This window comes from Agrobacterium pusense, assembly GCF_013285525.1.
In the GTDB taxonomy this organism is placed as follows: domain Bacteria; phylum Pseudomonadota; class Alphaproteobacteria; order Rhizobiales; family Rhizobiaceae; genus Agrobacterium; species Agrobacterium pusense.
On record NZ_CP053856.1, the window covers coordinates 2,421,812 to 2,439,140 of the forward strand.

Annotated in this window: 19 protein-coding genes; 5 read left to right on the forward strand and 14 right to left on the reverse strand. The window is 59.0% G+C overall.

Annotated features, from left to right (window positions below):
* Positions 1-89: 89 nt before the first annotated feature.
* The gene (locus tag HQN82_RS11745; protein WP_112765659.1) at positions 90-1,466 is read left to right on the forward strand and encodes an MFS transporter; all 1,377 of its coding nucleotides are present in this window, start codon (positions 90-92) and stop codon (positions 1,464-1,466) included.
* 61 nt (positions 1,467-1,527) lie between these two features.
* Here HQN82_RS11745 and phaR read toward each other — a convergent pair whose 3' ends face one another.
* On the reverse strand, positions 1,528-2,103 hold the full coding sequence (gene phaR / locus HQN82_RS11750; protein ID WP_004444083.1) for a polyhydroxyalkanoate synthesis repressor PhaR: 576 nt from the start codon (positions 2,101-2,103) through the stop codon (positions 1,528-1,530).
* Positions 2,104-2,347: 244 nt separating this feature from the next.
* Between phaR and HQN82_RS11755 the strand changes: the two genes are divergently transcribed.
* The 4 genes from HQN82_RS11755 (at position 2,348) to bfr (ending at position 5,446) form a co-directional block, all read left to right on the forward strand.
* Positions 2,348-3,529 (forward strand): acetyl-CoA C-acetyltransferase, encoded by a 1,182-nt coding sequence (locus HQN82_RS11755; protein ID WP_112765660.1) that lies wholly within the window; start codon positions 2,348-2,350, stop codon positions 3,527-3,529.
* Between the two features lie 157 nt (positions 3,530-3,686).
* Complete coding sequence (gene phbB, locus HQN82_RS11760) at positions 3,687-4,412, forward strand: acetoacetyl-CoA reductase (protein ID WP_112765661.1); 726 nt, start codon at positions 3,687-3,689, stop codon at positions 4,410-4,412.
* Positions 4,413-4,677: 265 nt separating this feature from the next.
* The gene (locus tag HQN82_RS11765) at positions 4,678-4,989 is read left to right on the forward strand and encodes a (2Fe-2S)-binding protein (protein WP_004444092.1); all 312 of its coding nucleotides are present in this window, start codon (positions 4,678-4,680) and stop codon (positions 4,987-4,989) included.
* On the forward strand, positions 4,955-5,446 hold the full coding sequence (bfr, locus tag HQN82_RS11770; RefSeq protein WP_004444094.1) for a bacterioferritin: 492 nt from the start codon (positions 4,955-4,957) through the stop codon (positions 5,444-5,446). Before HQN82_RS11765 ends, bfr begins: the two co-directional genes overlap by 35 nt.
* 32 nt (positions 5,447-5,478) lie before the next feature.
* On the opposite strand, the gene HQN82_RS11775 is transcribed toward bfr, so the two are convergent.
* The 13 genes from HQN82_RS11775 to rpmA all read right to left on the reverse strand — a co-directional run bounded on the left by HQN82_RS11775 (position 5,479) and on the right by rpmA (position 17,307).
* Entirely contained in the window at positions 5,479-5,991 is a 513-nt protein-coding gene (locus tag HQN82_RS11775; RefSeq protein ID WP_112765662.1) for an RNA pyrophosphohydrolase, read from the reverse strand.
* 56 nt (positions 5,992-6,047) lie between these two features.
* Complete coding sequence (locus HQN82_RS11780; RefSeq protein WP_112765663.1) at positions 6,048-7,241, reverse strand: divergent polysaccharide deacetylase family protein; 1,194 nt, start codon at positions 7,239-7,241, stop codon at positions 6,048-6,050.
* Between the two features lie 62 nt (positions 7,242-7,303).
* Positions 7,304-8,632, reverse strand: coding sequence for a S41 family peptidase (locus HQN82_RS11785; protein ID WP_004444102.1), 1,329 nt, complete (start codon positions 8,630-8,632; stop codon positions 7,304-7,306).
* Complete coding sequence (locus tag HQN82_RS11790) at positions 8,622-10,019, reverse strand: murein hydrolase activator EnvC family protein (RefSeq protein ID WP_034500115.1); 1,398 nt, start codon at positions 10,017-10,019, stop codon at positions 8,622-8,624. Before HQN82_RS11790 ends, HQN82_RS11785 begins: the two co-directional genes overlap by 11 nt.
* Positions 10,020-10,176: 157 nt before the next feature.
* The gene (gene rlmH, locus HQN82_RS11795; RefSeq protein ID WP_004444109.1) at positions 10,177-10,659 is read right to left on the reverse strand and encodes a 23S rRNA (pseudouridine(1915)-N(3))-methyltransferase RlmH; all 483 of its coding nucleotides are present in this window, start codon (positions 10,657-10,659) and stop codon (positions 10,177-10,179) included.
* A gap of 157 nt (positions 10,660-10,816) precedes the next feature.
* Positions 10,817-11,305 carry a ribosome silencing factor gene (gene rsfS / locus HQN82_RS11800; RefSeq protein ID WP_112765664.1) on the reverse strand — a complete coding sequence of 163 codons (489 nt, stop codon included), beginning with the start codon at positions 11,303-11,305 and terminating at the stop codon, positions 10,817-10,819.
* Positions 11,306-11,374: 69 nt separating this feature from the next.
* A complete protein-coding gene (locus HQN82_RS11805; RefSeq protein ID WP_077987177.1) occupies positions 11,375-11,959 on the reverse strand; it encodes a nicotinate-nucleotide adenylyltransferase in 585 nt (194 codons plus the stop codon).
* A 42-nt stretch (positions 11,960-12,001) separates the two neighbouring features.
* A complete protein-coding gene (locus HQN82_RS11810) occupies positions 12,002-13,288 on the reverse strand; it encodes a glutamate-5-semialdehyde dehydrogenase (protein WP_042936043.1) in 1,287 nt (428 codons plus the stop codon).
* Positions 13,281-14,450 (reverse strand): glutamate 5-kinase, encoded by a 1,170-nt coding sequence (gene proB, locus HQN82_RS11815; protein WP_004444120.1) that lies wholly within the window; start codon positions 14,448-14,450, stop codon positions 13,281-13,283. Before proB ends, HQN82_RS11810 begins: the two co-directional genes overlap by 8 nt.
* On the reverse strand, positions 14,447-15,514 hold the full coding sequence (obgE, locus tag HQN82_RS11820; RefSeq protein WP_004444121.1) for a GTPase ObgE: 1,068 nt from the start codon (positions 15,512-15,514) through the stop codon (positions 14,447-14,449). The genes proB and obgE overlap by 4 nt, the downstream gene beginning before the upstream one ends.
* A gap of 169 nt (positions 15,515-15,683) precedes the next feature.
* Positions 15,684-16,277: a GNAT family N-acetyltransferase gene (locus tag HQN82_RS11825; RefSeq protein ID WP_004444123.1), complete on the reverse strand. Its 594-nt coding sequence runs from the start codon at positions 16,275-16,277 to the stop codon at positions 15,684-15,686.
* A complete protein-coding gene (locus HQN82_RS11830; protein WP_004444125.1) occupies positions 16,274-16,906 on the reverse strand; it encodes a GNAT family N-acetyltransferase in 633 nt (210 codons plus the stop codon). Before HQN82_RS11830 ends, HQN82_RS11825 begins: the two co-directional genes overlap by 4 nt.
* Before the next feature lie 131 nt (positions 16,907-17,037).
* Positions 17,038-17,307 (reverse strand): 50S ribosomal protein L27, encoded by a 270-nt coding sequence (gene rpmA / locus HQN82_RS11835; protein WP_004444127.1) that lies wholly within the window; start codon positions 17,305-17,307, stop codon positions 17,038-17,040.
* Positions 17,308-17,329 lie beyond the last annotated feature (22 nt).

Below are 17,329 nucleotides of genomic sequence, written 5' to 3' on the forward strand. Positions count from 1 at the left end.
AACGCCATCCGGGTCACCACCCGGATGGCGCCAGACAAGACGATGCACCGGCATCGCGCCGTATTTCCCAATTTCCGATAGGACGATGAATGACTAGCCCTGCCCCAAATGCGCAAGCAGTCGTTACCAAACGCGGCATCTGGGGCTGGGTGATGTTCGACTGGGCGGCGCAACCCTTCTTCACGGTTGTCACGACCTTCGTTTTCGGGCCCTATTTCGTCGCCCGCCTCACCGACGATCCCATTGCGGCGCAGGCGACGTGGAGCAATGTGGCGACGGTATCGTCGATCATCATCGCCCTCTTCTCCCCTATCCTCGGCTCCATTGCCGACCAGTCCGGCGCACGCAAGCCGTGGATCGCCTTTTTTGCCGCCATCAAGATCGTCAGCCTGTGTCTCCTTTGGTACGCGGCACCGGGATCGCCGGTCATTCTGCCCGTTATCTGCATGATCCTCGCCTCCATCGCGGCGGAATTCTCGATCGTCTTCAACGATTCCATGATGCCGCGGCTCACCAACCCGCAAAATGTCGGGCGCATTTCCAATCTCGCCTGGGGGCTCGGTTATCTCGGCGGTATGGTGGTGCTGATCGCCGTGGTGACGCTGCTGGCGGCCAATCCACAAACCGGTGTAACCATCGCCGGCATCAAGCCTCTGTTCGGCCTCGATCCCGCAACCGGTGAGGATGCGAGAATAACCGGTCCGCTCGCTGCGCTCTGGTATCTCATCTTCATCCTGCCGATGTTTCTGCTGACCCCCGATGCTGAAAAAGGTCTGCCCTTTGCAGCGGCAATCCGCTCGGGATTGGGGGAACTGAAGACCACGTTGCGCGAATTGCGCCACCGCCCGATGCTGTCGCGGTTTCTGATCGCACGCATGCTTTATCAGGATGGCGTCAACGGCGTTCTCATTCTCGGCGGCGCCTTCGCCGCCGGCATGTTCGGCTGGGCGACGATGGAAATCGGCCTCTTTGGAATTCTGCTCAACGTCGTCGCCATCGCGGGGTGCTTTGCCGCCGGGCGAGTTGACCAGAGACTTGGATCGCGCGTCACCATCCTCATCAGCCTCGTGCTTCTGCTCGCAGCCACGCTCGGCATCGTCTCCACCGAAAAGGGCTCCACCCTGTTCGGCCTGATACACTTGTCGACGGCGGACGATGGCAGTATTTTCGCGACCGGCGCCGAAAAAGCCTATCTGTTGTATGGAGTAATGATCGGCCTTGCCTTCGGCCCGGTTCAGGCGTCGTCCCGCTCTTATCTCGCCCGCAATATCACCGTGGCGGAGGCAGGCCGCTACTTCGGAATTTACGCGCTCTCCGGACGCGCGACCAGCTTCATGGCGACGCTGTCGTTTTCCATGGCAACCTATATGAGCGGCTCTGCTCACATTGGCATGGCATCGCTCATCCTGTTTCTGGGGTCCGGATTTCTGCTTTTGCTGCGCGTGCCGGAAAGAACGGCAAGCTGAAAGCGCGAGGCAGCAGCCGATGCGGTCTGGTCAATCCGGCATCGGCGCACAGAGGATAGCGTCAGAGCTGGTCGAGCTTTTGCTGCAATGCGCGCAGCTGCGCCTTCAGCTCATCGATTTCGGATGCATTCGGCTTGCGGGCCTCTTTCGGCGCCTGTGGCATTGCAAAAGGCGTGAAACCCTGCATTGCCTGCCGGAACAGTTCCGTATTACGGCGGATCTGCTCTTCCATCATCTGCAATGGCGCCTGAAAATTGCGGGCGAGCGAGCCGTCACCGAAAGCCTTGGCCATATGCTCCTGCATCTGGCTCTGCTGGTCGGAAAAGGTCTTCATGGAATGTTCGAGAAATGTCGGCACGACCATCTGCATCTGGTCGCCATAATAGGAGATCAATTGACGCAGAAACGCCGTCGGCAACAGCGTATTGCCGGTTTTGGCCTCCTGTTCGACGATGATCTGCGTCAGCACGGCGTGCGTGATGTCTTCGGATGACTTCGCGTCCTGAACCTTGAAGTCTTCACCACGCTTGACCATCTGCGCCAGATCATCAAGCGTTACATAGGTGCTGGTGCCGGTATTGTAGAGCCGCCGATTGGCGTATTTTTTAATGATCGTTTCGCCGTCGTGTTTCGCCATGCCCGCCTCCTCGCGATGATGGTATTTTTTTTGTTTTTTGGTGTTATTGCTCTTCCCGGCGCAAAGTGTATGCGCAAAATGCGCTGTCTGACAAATGTTTTGTGCATCGCAACAGTTTGTTTTTTGCGCAGCAATTTTTAGCAAGATTCCAACGTGATTTAGCAATATCTTTTAAAGCAACTTTCGTCATTTGACTTGGATTGAAAGCTTTGCCAGTCTCCGCCCGCAAGTGAGGAGAAAACAAATGACCCTGCCTTCAATCGTGATTGCCAGCGCTGCGCGCACCGCCGTCGGTTCTTTCAATGGCCACTTTGCCAATACGCCAGCCCACGAACTCGGCGCGACCGTTATCAGTGCCGTGCTTGAACGTGCCGGCGTTGCGGCGAACGAAATTGATGAAGTCATTCTCGGTCAGGTGCTCACCGCGGGCGAAGGGCAGAACCCGGCGCGGCAAGCGGCAATGAAGGCAGGCATTCCGCAGGAAGCGACCGCTTTCGGCCTCAACCAGCTCTGCGGCTCGGGACTGCGCGCCGTGGCCCTCGGCATGCAGCAAATCTTGACGGGTGATGCGGGCATTGTCATCGCCGGCGGTCAGGAATCCATGTCCATGGCACCTCACTGCGCCCATTTGCGTGGCGGCGTGAAAATGGGCGACTTCAAGATGATCGACACCATGCTGAAGGACGGCCTGACCGACGCCTTTTACGGCTATCACATGGGCATCACCGCTGAAAACATAGCCCGCCAGTGGCAACTCTCCCGGGATGAGCAGGACCAGTTTGCGGTCTCATCGCAAAACAAGGCTGAAGCCGCACAGGCTGCCGGACGTTTCGTGGACGAAATCGTCGCTTTCACCGTGAAGGGCCGCAAGGCCGATATCGTCATCGACGCCGATGAACATATCCGCGCCGGCGCCTCGCTGGAAACGATGGCCAAGTTGCGCCCTGCCTTCGACAAGGACGGCACCGTGACGGCGGGGAACGCCTCAGGTCTGAACGACGGCGCAGCCGCCACGCTTTTGATGTCGGAACAGGAAGCAGAAAAGCGCGGCATCAAGCCACTAGCCCGTATTGCCTCCTGGGCGACGGCGGGCGTCGATCCGCAGATCATGGGCACCGGCCCCATTCCCGCCTCCCGCAAGGCCTTGGCCAAGGCCGGCTGGTCGGTAGGCGATATCGGCCTCGTCGAAGCCAACGAAGCGTTTGCAGCCCAGTCCTGTGCCGTCGTGCGCGGGCTTGGCCTTGATCCTGATATCGTCAACGTCAACGGCGGAGCGATTGCCATCGGCCATCCGATCGGCGCTTCGGGCGCCCGCGTCCTGAACACCCTGATTTACGAGATGCGCCGCCGTAACGTGTCCAAGGGTCTTGCGACACTCTGCATCGGCGGCGGCATGGGTGTAGCCATGTGCATCGAGGCGCTCTGACGCGCGGGCCGCCCGCACTTGCCAAAAAGCAATTCCGGTTCAGCGGACAATAGGATAGAAGCGGCCTCCCATTGGCCGCATTTCTGTGGCGGTTGAGCACGACGAACAAGCACCTGCACAACTGCAGGCGCTTCAATGACAGGTCATGGAGGCCTAGATGAGCCGGGTTGCTTTGATTTCCGGCGGGACGAGCGGTATAGGTGCCGCCATCGCCCGCGCCCTGCAGGCAGCCGGCTATCGGGTGGCCGTCAACTATGCATTCACGACGGACCGGGCCGAGACATTCCAGACGGAGACAGGCATTCCTGCGTTCCAGTGGGACGTGCGCGACTACGGCGCGTGCGTCAACGGTATCGCGAAGGTGGAGGAAACCCTCGGGCCGGTCGAAATCCTCGTCAACAATGCCGGCATCACCCGTGACGCCATGTTTCACAAGATGACACCGCAGCAGTGGCGTGACGTCATCGACACGAACCTCACCGGCGTCTTCAACATGACCCACCCCGTCTGGCCGGGCATGCGGGAGCGCGGTTTCGGCCGCATCGTCAATATTTCCTCCATCAATGGACAGAAGGGTCAGGCGGGCCAGGTCAATTACTCCGCGTCGAAAGCCGGCGATATCGGCTTCACCAAGGCGCTCGCGCAGGAGGGCGCAAGCCGCAATATCACCGTCAACGCCATCTGCCCCGGCTATATCGGTACGGAAATGGTGAGAGCGATCCCGGAGAAGGTTCTGGCCGAGCGGATCGTGCCACAAATCCCCATCGGACGGCTTGGGGAACCGGAGGAGATCGCGCGTTGCGTCCTGTTTCTCGTCTCGGACGAGGCTGGCTTTATCACCGGTTCCACAATGACGGCCAATGGCGGTCAATATTTCGCCTGACATTTACACGCCTGCTGCTCCGGCCGGTTCAGATCAGTAAACTTCTCGTGATGTCGTGACAGCACATTTTGGCGCGCACGAAAACTTGAGCAAAACAGGACGTAAAAAAGAAGCAGCTAAACCAATGAAAATACGACATTTTTCGTATAGTTTAGAACGAGTCTAGAAATCGTTATGAATTTGAAAAGAGGTTTTTCTTGACATTCGCTGTCCTGTTTTGGTTTAAGAATGAAAACAACGTGTTGCGTCATACAGGCAGTCCATCATGCTGGTTTGCAGCTGCAATTACATCACCGATCATGAGATCAAGGACGTTATCAACGAGCTCCTCGATGAGGACTGTTGGCAGCTTATCGTTCCCGCAAAAGTGTATCATGCCATGGAAAAGCGCGGTCGCTGCTGTGGCTGTTTTCCGACCGTTGTCGACCTGATTATCAAAACCACGGAAGAATATCACGCCCGTCGGCACTCGACTGAGGCCGATGTTTTTGATTTTATGTCCCGCCTGAAGCGATTCCACGAAGAGAACAGGAGAGCGGACATTGAAAGGCGACAAAAGAGTCATCGAGCGGCTTAACGAAGCCCTTTTTCTCGAACTCGGTGCAGTAAACCAGTATTGGCTTCATTACCGGCTTCTGAATGACTGGGGTTACACCAAGCTTGCCAAGAAGGAGCGTGCGGAATCCATCGAAGAGATGCAGCACGCAGACAAGCTTATCGACCGGATCATCTTCCTGGAGGGCCATCCCAACCTCCAGACCGTTGCTCCCCTGCGTATCGGACAGAATGTCAAGGAAGTGCTCGAAGCCGACCTTGCTGGTGAATATGATGCACGGGCGTCTTATAAGAAATCCCGCGATATCTGTCATGAGGCCGGCGACTACGTTTCGATGAAGCTGTTCGAAACGCTGCTGATCGACGAGGAGGGTCATATCGACTTCCTCGAGACCCAACTCGAACTGCTCGGCAAGATCGGCGAAGAAAAATACGGCCAGCTCAATGCGGATTCCGCCAACGAAGCGGAAGACCACTGAAATACGGAAAAGGCGGCCGCCGGCCGCCTTTTTTATTTATCGGAAAGGTGCCGGAATTCGGCAACCACTTTCTCGTAGACGCCGCGCTTGAACGGAACGATGAGTTCAGGCAGGCTCTCCATCGGCTTCCAGTCCCAGGCATCGAATTCGGCTACGTGCCCCGTCGGTGGCGGATCGATCTGGATTTCGCTTTCGTCGCCTTCGAACCGGAATGCGAACCAGCGCTGTGCCTGGCCGCGATATTTACCCCTCAATCCGATGCCGATCAGTTCCGGCGGAAGATCGTAGTGGATCCAGTCGCTCGCTTCCGCCAGCAGCCGCACCGTTTTCATTCCCGTCTCTTCGTGAAGCTCGCGAATGGCCGCGGCCAGAGGCCGCTCGCCCTCATCAATGCCCCCCTGTGGCATCTGCCACAAATGCGGCGAGCCATCATATTCGGAATTGCCTTCCTTGATGCGCCGGCCGGCCCACACCAGGCCTTCGGCGTTCAGAACCATCATCCCCGCACAGGGACGATAGGGCAAATCTTCTGCTTTGATTGTCATGGGTTTCCCGCATTGTCTGAGCGCCACAAGGGCGCGGAAATGGCCGCAGGCAAGGTTTACTGCCCCGCCGGCTCCGAAACAAGGGCGGAAACGCCGACGATCTCGATACCGCGGCCCGCCGCTTCCCGGGACCACCGCGAGATCGCCGCAATGCTTTCATCAAAAGCAGAAGCCACCCCGATCGCCTGACCATTGCGGCGCGCGACCCGCTCCAATTCGTCCAACTTCCGCAAGATGGAAGCTTCGGTCACTTCGCCGTCGAGCAGAATATCGGCAAAACCCTGAGGGGCAGAGATGGCCTTTGCAATCCCGCCACTCAGGGACTGCGCTGACGAACCATCGTCCAGAAATAGCAGACCACGTTTGCCGATATCACGCATCACCGGCTCCAGCGCCGCCTGCTCGGCGAGAAAGCGCCCGCCGAGATAATTCATGATGCCGGTATAATTGGTGATTTTGGCCATGGATCGATGCAGCCGGTCGAGGTTTACCTTGGCGGGATCGGCGGCAATCAATGTATCCGGGCCGGGATTGGTGCCGGGATAACCAAAGGGCTCCAGCGGTATCTGGAGAAGAATTTCGTGCCCCTCACGGCGTGCTTCCTGCATCCAGCGTTGCAGGCTGTTGCCGCTGGCGGCAAAGCCAAGCGTCACCTCCGGCGGCAGTTCCCGTATCGCCTTTTGCGAGCCTGTCTGGCTGAGGCCGAGACCACCGACCACGATCGCCACCCGCGTGCCCCGCGCTCCCGACCAGGGCCGCGCATATTGCTCCATCGGTCGCAATCCGTCGGCACCCACCACTGGCAACCTGCCAAAGGCCGTATCCTCAAGCAATTCCTCGTTGGGCCGCGTGGCCATCCGCGGGTCCTGGCCATAGGTCTGGCCGCTCATCAACACAGGCCCGTCATTATCACGGGGCCGAGGAGAATAGACTGAGACAACGTTACCATCGGGCATGGTCGCACGATTGATGTTCGCGCCAGATCGGCCACTTTCCGGTTGCAGACCAGCCGTTTCGGCCTCCTCGGCCGGTACGGATGGTTCAGCTTTGTTTTGCGCAGGCTGCAGTTCAAGGTCCGGCCCGGCCGCCGTCCTCTGCAGATTGCCGGGCGAGAGCGCCGTGTAGACGGACAGTCCGCCGATGGAAAGAACCGCAAGCGCCGCCAGAACCATAATGACGGAAAAGCGCCGGTTGATACCGGCGCTTTTTTTCTGACGACCCAGAAGCGGTTTTCGCAGGTCCGAAGGCAATGAACGATCCGTCCAGAGGGTTTGTCAATCGAGATGGAGTGCCGGAAGCCGGCACAACGCTCTTATTGCTTGTTGACCACAGCCTTTTCCGGGTTGGGCGGGAAAGACGGATCCGTCTTGACGCCACGCAACAGGTCAAGCGCATAGTTAAGCTGGATGTCGTCCTTGGCCTCCGGCGGAACATAGGCCGAAGAACCCGAACCTTCGTCCGTTTCGCTCTGACCCTTGATGTGCCCGGAGAGACTGGATTCGCCTTCTGCCGTAACGCGACCCTGCAATTCCGGCGGCAAAGGCTGCTCTACCTTGATATCGGGCTCGATACCTGTTCCCTGGATCGATTTGCCAGACGGCGTGTAATAGAGCGCGGTGGTCAGACGCAGCGCACCGGCCTCGCCGAGCGGAATGATCGTCTGAACCGAACCCTTGCCGAAGGAGCGCGTGCCGACAACGGTCGCGCGACGCAAATCCTGCAGAGCGCCGGCAACGATCTCAGACGCCGAAGCCGAACCGCCGTTGACGAGCACGATCACCGGCTTGCCGTCGGTCAGATCGCCGGCCGTTGCGTTGAAGCGGCGGGTCTCGTCGGGGTTACGGCCACGGGTTGAAACGACCTCACCACGCTCAAGGAAGGCGTCGGAGACATTGATCGCCTGATCGAGCAGACCGCCCGGGTTGAGGCGCAGGTCGAGCACGTAACCCTTCAGCTTGTCGGCAGGAACATCCGCCTTGATCTTCTTGATCGCCTTTTCGAGATCGTCGTAGGTCTTCTCGGTAAAGGAGATGACGCGCAAATAACCGACATTATCGCCCTCGACACGCGACTTGACCGCGCGAACGGCAATCACGTCGCGCACAACGGTAATTTCAAGCGGCTTGTCGGCGCCCTGGCGGATGACGGTCAGCTTGATGGGCGTCTTGACTGCGCCGCGCATCTTTTCGACCGCCTGCTCCAGCTTCAGTCCGCGAACCGGCGTACCATCGATTTCGGAGATGAAGTCGCCGGCAAGAATGCCCGCGCGGGATGCTGGCGTATCATCCATCGGAGAGATGACTTTGACCAGTTCGTTTTCCATCGTCACTTCAATGCCGAGGCCGCCGAACTCACCCTTGGTCTGGGTGCGCATGTCGTTGGCGTCCTTCGCATTCATGAAGCTTGAATGCGGGTCGAGCGAGCTGAGCATGCCGTTAATGGCATTTTCCACCAGCTTCTCGTCATCCGGCGGCGTCACATATTGCGCACGCACGCGTTCGAACACGTCGCCAAAGATCGACAGCTCCTTATAGGTCGAAGGCCCGGCCGCCTGTGCCGGCATGCTCGCCGAATAAATCACGCTCATCGCCGTGGCGCCCATAAGCCCACCGATAAGGAGAAGCGAAACCTTACGAATCATTGTGCGCCCTTCCGGTATTTTTTGCGGTCCACCACGGTTGGGAATCAACCGGTACACCATCTTTCCTGAACTCAATGTAGAGCGTTGGCCTGTCGGTTTCCAGCGCCAATGCTGCTGCACTCGCTACTCTTTTTGCCCCCATGGAGGCGATCGGCTCTCCGGAGAACACGAACATGCCCTGCCGGGTTCTTACATTATCCATGCCCGTCATGACCACGTGATACCCATCGCCGGTATTGAGGATGACCATGCGACCGTAGCTGCGAAAATCGCCGGCAAATACCACGAAACCGTCCGCAGGCGCCGTCACGATGGCCTCCGGCCCGCTCGCGACGACAACTCCCTTGGAAAAATGGCCCGTACCATCCGCATCGCCGAAGCGCCGCAGCACTTCGCCCGCCACCGGAAACTCCAGCTTTCCCTTCAAACTCGCGAAGGGATATGCGGGCGCAATACGGTTTTTATCGGGCATTCCAGCCTCGGCCGCGGCGCGCTGCTTTTCGCGTTCCGCCTCCGAAAGACGGGCCAGACGCTGCTCTTCCGCACGCGCCTTTTCCATCGCCTCCCGTACCGAGGTAATTTCGCCTTCAAGCGAACTGACCAGCCCTTCGAGGCTCGTCGCCTTGCTCGCAAGTTCTTCGGACCGCTTGCGCTCCGCCTCCAGTTCCGCCGCCGTCTGGGAATTCTTGCGGTCGTTTTCGGCAATCAGCAGGTCGAGGCGTTTTTCCTCTTCAAGACTTGCCGTCATCATACCCGTAAGATCGTCCTTTTCGCGAGCGATTGCCTGTCTGAGATCGGTCAATTCTTTGAGAGCGGCGACCAGCTTGTCCGTTTCACCGCGAATGCCGGGCACAACGGCGCCAAGAAGAATGGCGCTGCGAACGGAAGCAAGTGCATCCTCCGGCGAAACGAGCAGGGCGGGCGGCGGATTTCTGCCCATGCGCTGCAACGCGGCCAGAACCTCAGCCAGTACACCGCGCCTCTCCCGTAGAGACGCCTTGACGCCGTCCTCGCGCACCGAAAGCTTGGCCAGGCGATCCTCACCATCGCTGATCTTGGTTTCCAGCGCCTTGCGTCTCGCAGCCGACGCAATCAACTCTTCCCGGATACGGGCGCTGTCCTGATTGAGGGATGCAATGCTCTCCTCGAGCTTCCTTGTTTTGTCCTCGGAAAGTCCGATACTGTCGACCAGCTCCTCCAGATCCTGACGGTTCTGGTCACGACGCTTCTCCAGCGACTGCAACTCATCTGGAGATAAATCGCCATTCTCGGTGGGAACGGCGCCTGCATCATCGCGCGAATAGGTCGGACCGATCCCCACAACGAAAGCAGCGAGAACCGCGCCCGCAAGGGCCGCGTGCCGTTTTCCTGGAGACTTCTTGTCCATCTGAACTTTCTTTGATGCCGAAGCAGGGAGCGCCGATATTAGGGATTTTACCGCGATCTTCCAAGAGGCCTTTAAGGCGGCCGACGACCATCCCCATGTCAGCCGTGTCGCCGAGTTTCATGTTGAAATTGCGACGGCACCCGCATCCGTCCCCGCGTCATACCCGGTGATAGGGGTGACCGGATAGGATGGTAACGGCGCGGTAAAGCTGCTCGGCAATCAGGATGCGGACAATCTGATGCGGCCATGTCAGTTTGCCGAGATTGAGAACGGCTGTCGCCCTGTCATAAAGGCCGGGATCGAGACCATCGGCCCCGCCGATGGCGATAACAAGTTCGCGCTTGCCGCTGTCGCGCAGATCACCGAAAAAGGACGCGAAGGCCGGGCTGTCCAGCGCCTTGCCACGCTCATCGAGTAAGATGAGCACTGCGCCATCGGAAAGATGCTTTTCCAGCATCGCCGCCTCTTCGCGCTTGCGGGTTTCTGCGTTTGATGCACGACTTTCCGCGACTTCGATGACCCGCGAAAATTCCAGCCCGACCGCCGGGCCAGTCTTGGCGAGGCGCTCGATATAACGGGTCGCAAGATCCTTTTCGGGGCCGGATTTCAGCCGTCCCACCGCAAAAATTGAAATCCGCATCGCAAACCTGCACGTGTCGTAGCCCAATGGGCCACGCTCTTAACAGCATAGCGCGCGGATTCCTATGCGGCCGAACTGATTTCCGGCCAGAAGCATCGCTCCGAAGTCACAGGCGATCTTCGGCAAAAACGATGCCTTCGCTCAAAGGCTCACCGCATCAATGCAGCGTCTCTTCCGGCATGTCCGGCGTCGCCCACATTTTTTCGATGTTGTAGAAAGCGCGGATTTCCGGTCGGAATACATGAACGATGATATCGCCGGTATCGATGAGAACCCAGTCGCCGGTCTCAAGACCTTCGACGCGGGCGTTTCCGAACCCTTCATCCTTCATGTCTTTCAGAAGATGCTCGCAAATCGCCGAGACATGCCTGTTCGACCGCCCGGAAACCACAACCATGTAGTCCGCAAGCGCCGATTTTCCGGCAATGTTGAGAGAGACGATATCTTCAGCCTTGGAGTCCCCGAGGCTCGCGAGGACGGTGTCGAGGGCATGGCCGGCGGCATCGGCGCCACTGTCCTGGCCCTTCGGGATAGCAACGAATGCTCTTCCCTTGGCGTGTACTGTTGTCAGAGGTTTTCCTTTCCAAGAATGACAAAACAGGCACTGCGCGACGCGATTCTCTGCGTCACACAATGAAGGTGGCATCAAAGCATTAACTTTTCAAGATATGGAGCCTTAGACGGCGGCCACATACATCATTTGTGATCGGCCGTGTCATTTGCGGCCGTTACGTAGCGCAGTGGAGCTGAGCGTGGAACGCGGTCCATGAATGAAAACCCAGGCGGGCGCTGGTTTTTTCCATAAAACACCGGCATCGTCCTCATCGATCCGCGCCTGGCTGAAGGCCTGCGCCATGGTGGAGGAGAGGTAGGAAAGCGTCGAACCCGGCCTGTCGATCACCGCAATCGGGAAAGTCTCAGCAATCGTGCGCCATTTCTGCCAGTGATGGAAACTCTTGAGATTATCGGCACCCATAATCCAGATGAAGCGCACGTGCGGATTTTTCGCCTTCACCTTGGCGAGCGTATTAGCGGTATAGCTTATGCCTAGCGATTTTTCGAAAGCCGTGACCTTGATGCGAGGATCGTGAACGAGCTTTTCGCAGGCAGCGATGCGATCTTCGAGAGAGGCCAGTTCTGAGCGGCTTTTCAACGGATTGCCTGGCGTCACCATCCACCACAGCTGATCGAGACCGAGCCTGCGCAACGCAATCTCTGCAACAAGCGCGTGACCGGCATGCGGCGGATTAAAAGAACCGCCGAACAGCCCGACAACCATGCCGCGCTCCACATGCGGCATGGTGAGATAACGTCTGTCGAGGCGCTTATCGGCCGGCAAATATCAGGTCCGTGTCTGGCCGGTGCCATGCACACGGTATTTGAACGAGGTAAGCTGCTCGACGCCGACGGGGCCTCGCGCATGCATCTTGCCGGTGGCGATGCCGATTTCAGCGCCCATGCCGAATTCACCGCCATCGGCAAATTGGGTCGAGGCATTGTGCAGCAGAATGGCCGAATCAAGTTCGTTGAAGAATCGCGCCACCACCTCGGCATCCTCGGCGATAACGGCCTCGGTATGGTTGGAAGAGTAGGTGCCGATATGTTCGATCGCACCGGAAATGCCATCCACCACGGCGACCGAAATGATTGCATCGAGATATTCGGTGCGCCAGTCCTCTTCCGTTGCCGGCGCGAGACCCGCCATCACTTCGCGTACGGCCTGCGAACCGCGCACTTCACAACCGACTTCCATAAGAGCCTTGACGAGCGGCTGCAAATGAGTGGAAACGGCAGCAGCATCCACCAGCAGCGTTTCGGCCGCCCCGCAAATGCCGGTACGGCGCATTTTGGCGTTGACAACGATGCGTTTCGCCATGTCGAGATCAGCGGATTTATCGACATAGATGTGGCAGATCCCCTCAAGATGCGCGAAAACCGGTACGCGGGCCTCCGACTGTACCCGGGCCACGAGGCTCTTGCCGCCGCGCGGCACGATAACGTCAACCGTGCCATTCAGGCCGCTGAGAAGCGCGCCGACGGCGGCGCGGTCGGTCACCGGTACCAGTTGAATGGCATGCTCGGGAAGACCCGCGATCTTCAGACCTTCCACGAGGCAGGCATGGATAGCACGCGATGAATGTTGCGAATCCGAGCCGCCGCGCAGGATCACGGCATTACCCGCCTTGAGACATAGCGCGCCGGCATCCGCCGTCACGTTCGGGCGGCTTTCGTAAATCACACCGATGACGCCAAGCGGCGTGCGCACGCGCTCGATCTTCAGGCCATTGGGCCTGTCCCATGCGGCGATGACTTCGCCGACCGGATCGGGCAGCGCCGCGACGGAACGAATGCCTTCAGCGATACCGGCAATCCGGTCATCATTGAGCGTCAGCCTGTCGATGAAGGAGGGCGCAAGACCAGCCTGATCCGCCGCGGCTAGATCTTTGCGGTTAGCAGCAAGGATCGCCTCTTTCGAGGCTTCAATGGCGGAGGCCATGGCGAGCAGCGCACGGTTCTTCTGGTCCGCGCCAGCGATGGACAACGGTCGTGAAGCAGCTTTCGCCTGAGCGCCGATGGTCATCATCAGCGCGTCAATATCATGGCTCTGCTTCACGGCCTGTTCAGGCATGGACCTCATCCTTCTCTGCACTCTTAACTTTCACGGCGGCCCCGGTCATGACGAGGTCGTCGCGATGGATCATCGCCGCCCGTCCGACATAACCGAGGATCGCCTCGATCTCATTGGACTTGTGGCCGATGATGAGACGTGCCTCTTCCGCATCGTAACCCGCGAGACCGCGCGCGACCTCACGGCCTTCCGAGCCGATGATCGCAACGGCATCGCCGCGCCCGAAATTGCCCTTGACCTGCCGCACGCCAGCGGGAAGCAGGCTTTTACCGGCATAAAGGGCCTTTTCCGCGCCGGCATCCACATGGATTTCGCCAGCGGGCTGCAACTGCCCGGCAATCCAGGTCTTGCGTGCCGTCACCGGAGTCCCGGATGGCGCGAACCATGAGGAGCGCGCACCGTTTTCGATTGCCTTGAGCGGGTTGAGCGTCTTGCCTGACGCGATGATCATGCCACAGCCGGCAGCGGTGGCAATCTTGCCCGCATCGATCTTGGTGCGCATGCCGCCGCGCGAAAGCTCGGAAGCTGCACCGCCCGCCATGGCTTCGATTTCGGGGGTGATGTCCGCAATCGTGTCAAGGAATTTGGCGTCTGGATCGAGATGCGGCGGAGCTGTGTACAAGCCGTCAATATCCGACAGCAGAACCAGCAAATCGGCGCCCGTCATGGTCGCCACGCGCGCCGCCAGACGATCATTATCGCCATAACGAATTTCGGTAGTCGCAACCGTGTCGTTTTCATTGATGATCGGAATAGCGCCGATCTTCAGAAGCTGGTTGATGGTGGCGCGCGCATTGAGATAACGGCGACGCTCTTCGGTGTCGGACAGCGTCAGCAAAATCTGGCCGGCAACAATGTCATGCCGCGACAGGCTTTCCGACCATGCCCGCGCCAGCGCAATCTGGCCGACAGCGGCCGCCGCCTGACTTTCCTCCAGCTTCAACGCGCCCGAAGGCAGGCCGAGGACAGTGCGGCCAAGAGCGATAGCGCCCGAAGACACCACCTGAACATCCGCACCGTTTTTCTTCAGCGCCGCGATGTCCTCGCAGATAGCATCCAACCAGTCTTTCTTCAGGCCGCTTTTGCGGTCCACCAGAAGCGCCGATCCGATCTTGATGACGATCCGGTGGTGGCTACCCAGCGGCTTGCGTGTCAGGCTCATAGGCGGTCGTCCTCTTCCTCGACCTCGCTCTCATGCGGCATGGACCGATCGGGAAGGGCGGTTTCGCCGCCATTGCTTGCCGACACGATGATGTCGCGAAGGGCGCGAAGGGCTTCCGTCATGCCGATATGCGCGGCAGCGGACAGAAGAAGCGGCGGACGGCCGCAGGCCTTTTCCAGTTCCTTGGCCTTCTTTTTCAGTTCCTTTTCATCCAGCACGTCGATCTGTGACAGCGCGACGATTTCCGGCTTGTCTGTCAGTCCGCCACCATAGGCATCGAGTTCAGCTTTGACGGTCTTGTAGGCCTTGCCGACCTTCTCTTCCTGCGCGGAAACGAGATGCAGAAGCACGCGGGTGCGCTCGACATGGCCGAGGAAACGGTCACCGATGCCGACCCCCTCATGCGCGCCTTCAATCAACCCGGGAATATCCGCCAGCACGAATTCACGGCCATCGATGGTCGCGACACCAAGGTTCGGATGCAGCGTCGTGAACGGATAGTTGGCAATCTTTGGCCGCGCGCGCGTCACGGTTGCAAGGAATGTAGACTTGCCCGCATTAGGCAGGCCAACGAGACCAGCGTCGGCAATCAGCTTCAAACGAAGCCAGACCGTCTTTTCTTCACCCGGAAGACCCGGATTGGCATGAGTGGGCGCCTGATTGGTGGATGACTTGAAATAGGCATTGCCGAAACCGCCATTGCCGCCCGCGGCCAGGCGAAAGCGCTGGCCCTCCTTGGTGAGGTCGACGATCAGCGTCTCGTTGTCTTCTTCAAAAATCTGCGTGCCAACAGGCACCCGCAGCACCACGTCGGAACCCTTGGCGCCGGTGCGGGTCTTGCCCATGCCGTGCTGGCCGATCGAGGCCTTGAAATGCTGCTGGAAACGGAAGTCGATCAGCGTGTTGAGACCGTTGACCACCTCAACCCAGACGTCGCCGCCGCGTCCGCCATCGCCACCATCGGGGCCGCCGAATTCGATGAATTTTTCACGCCGGAACGACACGGCACCCGCGCCGCCATCACCGGACTTGATATAGACTTTTGCTTCATCGAGAAATTTCATCGGACTGCCGTTCTGTCGGTTTGCGGGCACAACAACCAATCGTGCTGCGCCAAACAAAAATATCGTCGTTTCGAATACAAGCGCTTCTTCACAAGGTCAAAGACTATCGTGCGGGAAGCTCATGCGCGAGACAAGGCCGGTCTGGATCAAACCGGCCTTGTAATGCTCCTCAAATGCGATGCGGCTTAATGAAATCTTCAGCCGTGACCATCGTGTCGATATGCGCCACCATGGCGGCACGCGCCGTGGCGTAGATCTGGTGACAACCGGTCACCCGGAAGCCGAGCTTCTCCTGCACACGCAGCGAGGCGGGGTTATCCGCAAACACGCCGGAGTGAAGGGTCACTCCCGGCATGCGGCGAAAGAACCGCTCGACGACGGCGGCCACCGCCTCGGTCATGTAACCCTTGCCCCAGTAGAAGCGGTTGAGCCAGTAGCCCAAATGCCACTCGCCATGCCGCAATTCCACCGAGACGACGCCAATCAGCGTGTCGTCACCGCTGGTGATGGCGAAATCCCAGTCAGGCAGGGTGCCGGAGGTGCGCAACACCAGCCACTCCAGCGCATCCTGCTTGTGGTAAGGCGCGGGAACGCGGGCCAGCATTTTCGTTACCGCAAAATCGCCAAGCGATTCCGCAATGCTGCCGGCATCGGAAAGGCGCTGTGGGCGCAGCACCAGACGCGATGTCTCGATGACGGGGCAGGGGCCTGGCGGCGCTATCGCAGGGGCCGCCCGGCGGCGGCTCAGTTCGAGCGTGCTCATCCCATGTCCCCCCAGCTCTTCAGAGAAACCCAGGTCTTGCGGTCCAGCCTGTACCATTCGACCGGCACCATGCCACCGAGCGCCAGCGAACCGACCATGCCGGATCCCTGAAACTGGAAACCGCACTTCTGGATGACACGGCGCGACGGGATGTTGGTGACCCGGCAACGGGCATCGATCTGGTCGATCTCACGCGTACGAAAGGCCATGTCGATCAGCGCATGCGCCGCTTCGGTCATGTATCCCCGGTTCCAGTAGGGTTCCCCCAGCCAGTAACCGATCTCCAGCGTCTTTTCGTCTTCCTGGGGTTCGAGCGCGCAGCAGCCCAGAAACTCGCCATTGTCCATGCGGGTAATCGCATAGACGCACTTGCCAATCTCGCCAGCTTTGGAGCGTCGCACAAAATCCGCGGCGTCTTTGGCCGTGTAGGGGTGCGGCATACGCGATACCATGGTCGCGATATTGGCATTGTTGGCAAGATGGGCAAGGGCGTCGATGTCTTCTTCGTGAGGCTTGCGCAAAACCAGCCTCTGCGACAGTAAAACGGGGCAATCGCTCCTCGACCGATCGGGCCTCGGCCGTTCCTCGGGTGACCGTGATTGGTCAACCCTCAACAATTCAGCTTGCATGGTTCAGTCCCTCCTTGGGGTTAAAGAAAAAGGGGAGTTGGGTGGTGCCCCATCTCCCCTGTTTTCTTGACTGAACCTGATACGCCTCAGCCGGGTCGATGGGACACCGGCTGCATATGACGCTTACCGGCTTATTCTGCGGCTTCCGCTTTCGGTGCCACGGATACGAATACGCGGCCATTGGCCTTCGTACGGAAGTTCACGTTACCTGCGGTCAGTGCGAAAATCGTGTGGTCCTTGCCCATGCCAACATTGGCGCCGGGATGCCACTGCGTGCCGCGCTGACGCAGAATAATGTTGCCTGGAATGACAGCTTCGCCGCCGAACTTCTTTACGCCAAGGCGCTTGGATTCGGAATCGCGACCGTTACGCGAGGAACCGCCAGCTTTTTTGTGTGCCATTGGAGTTCTCCTTTAAACCTTG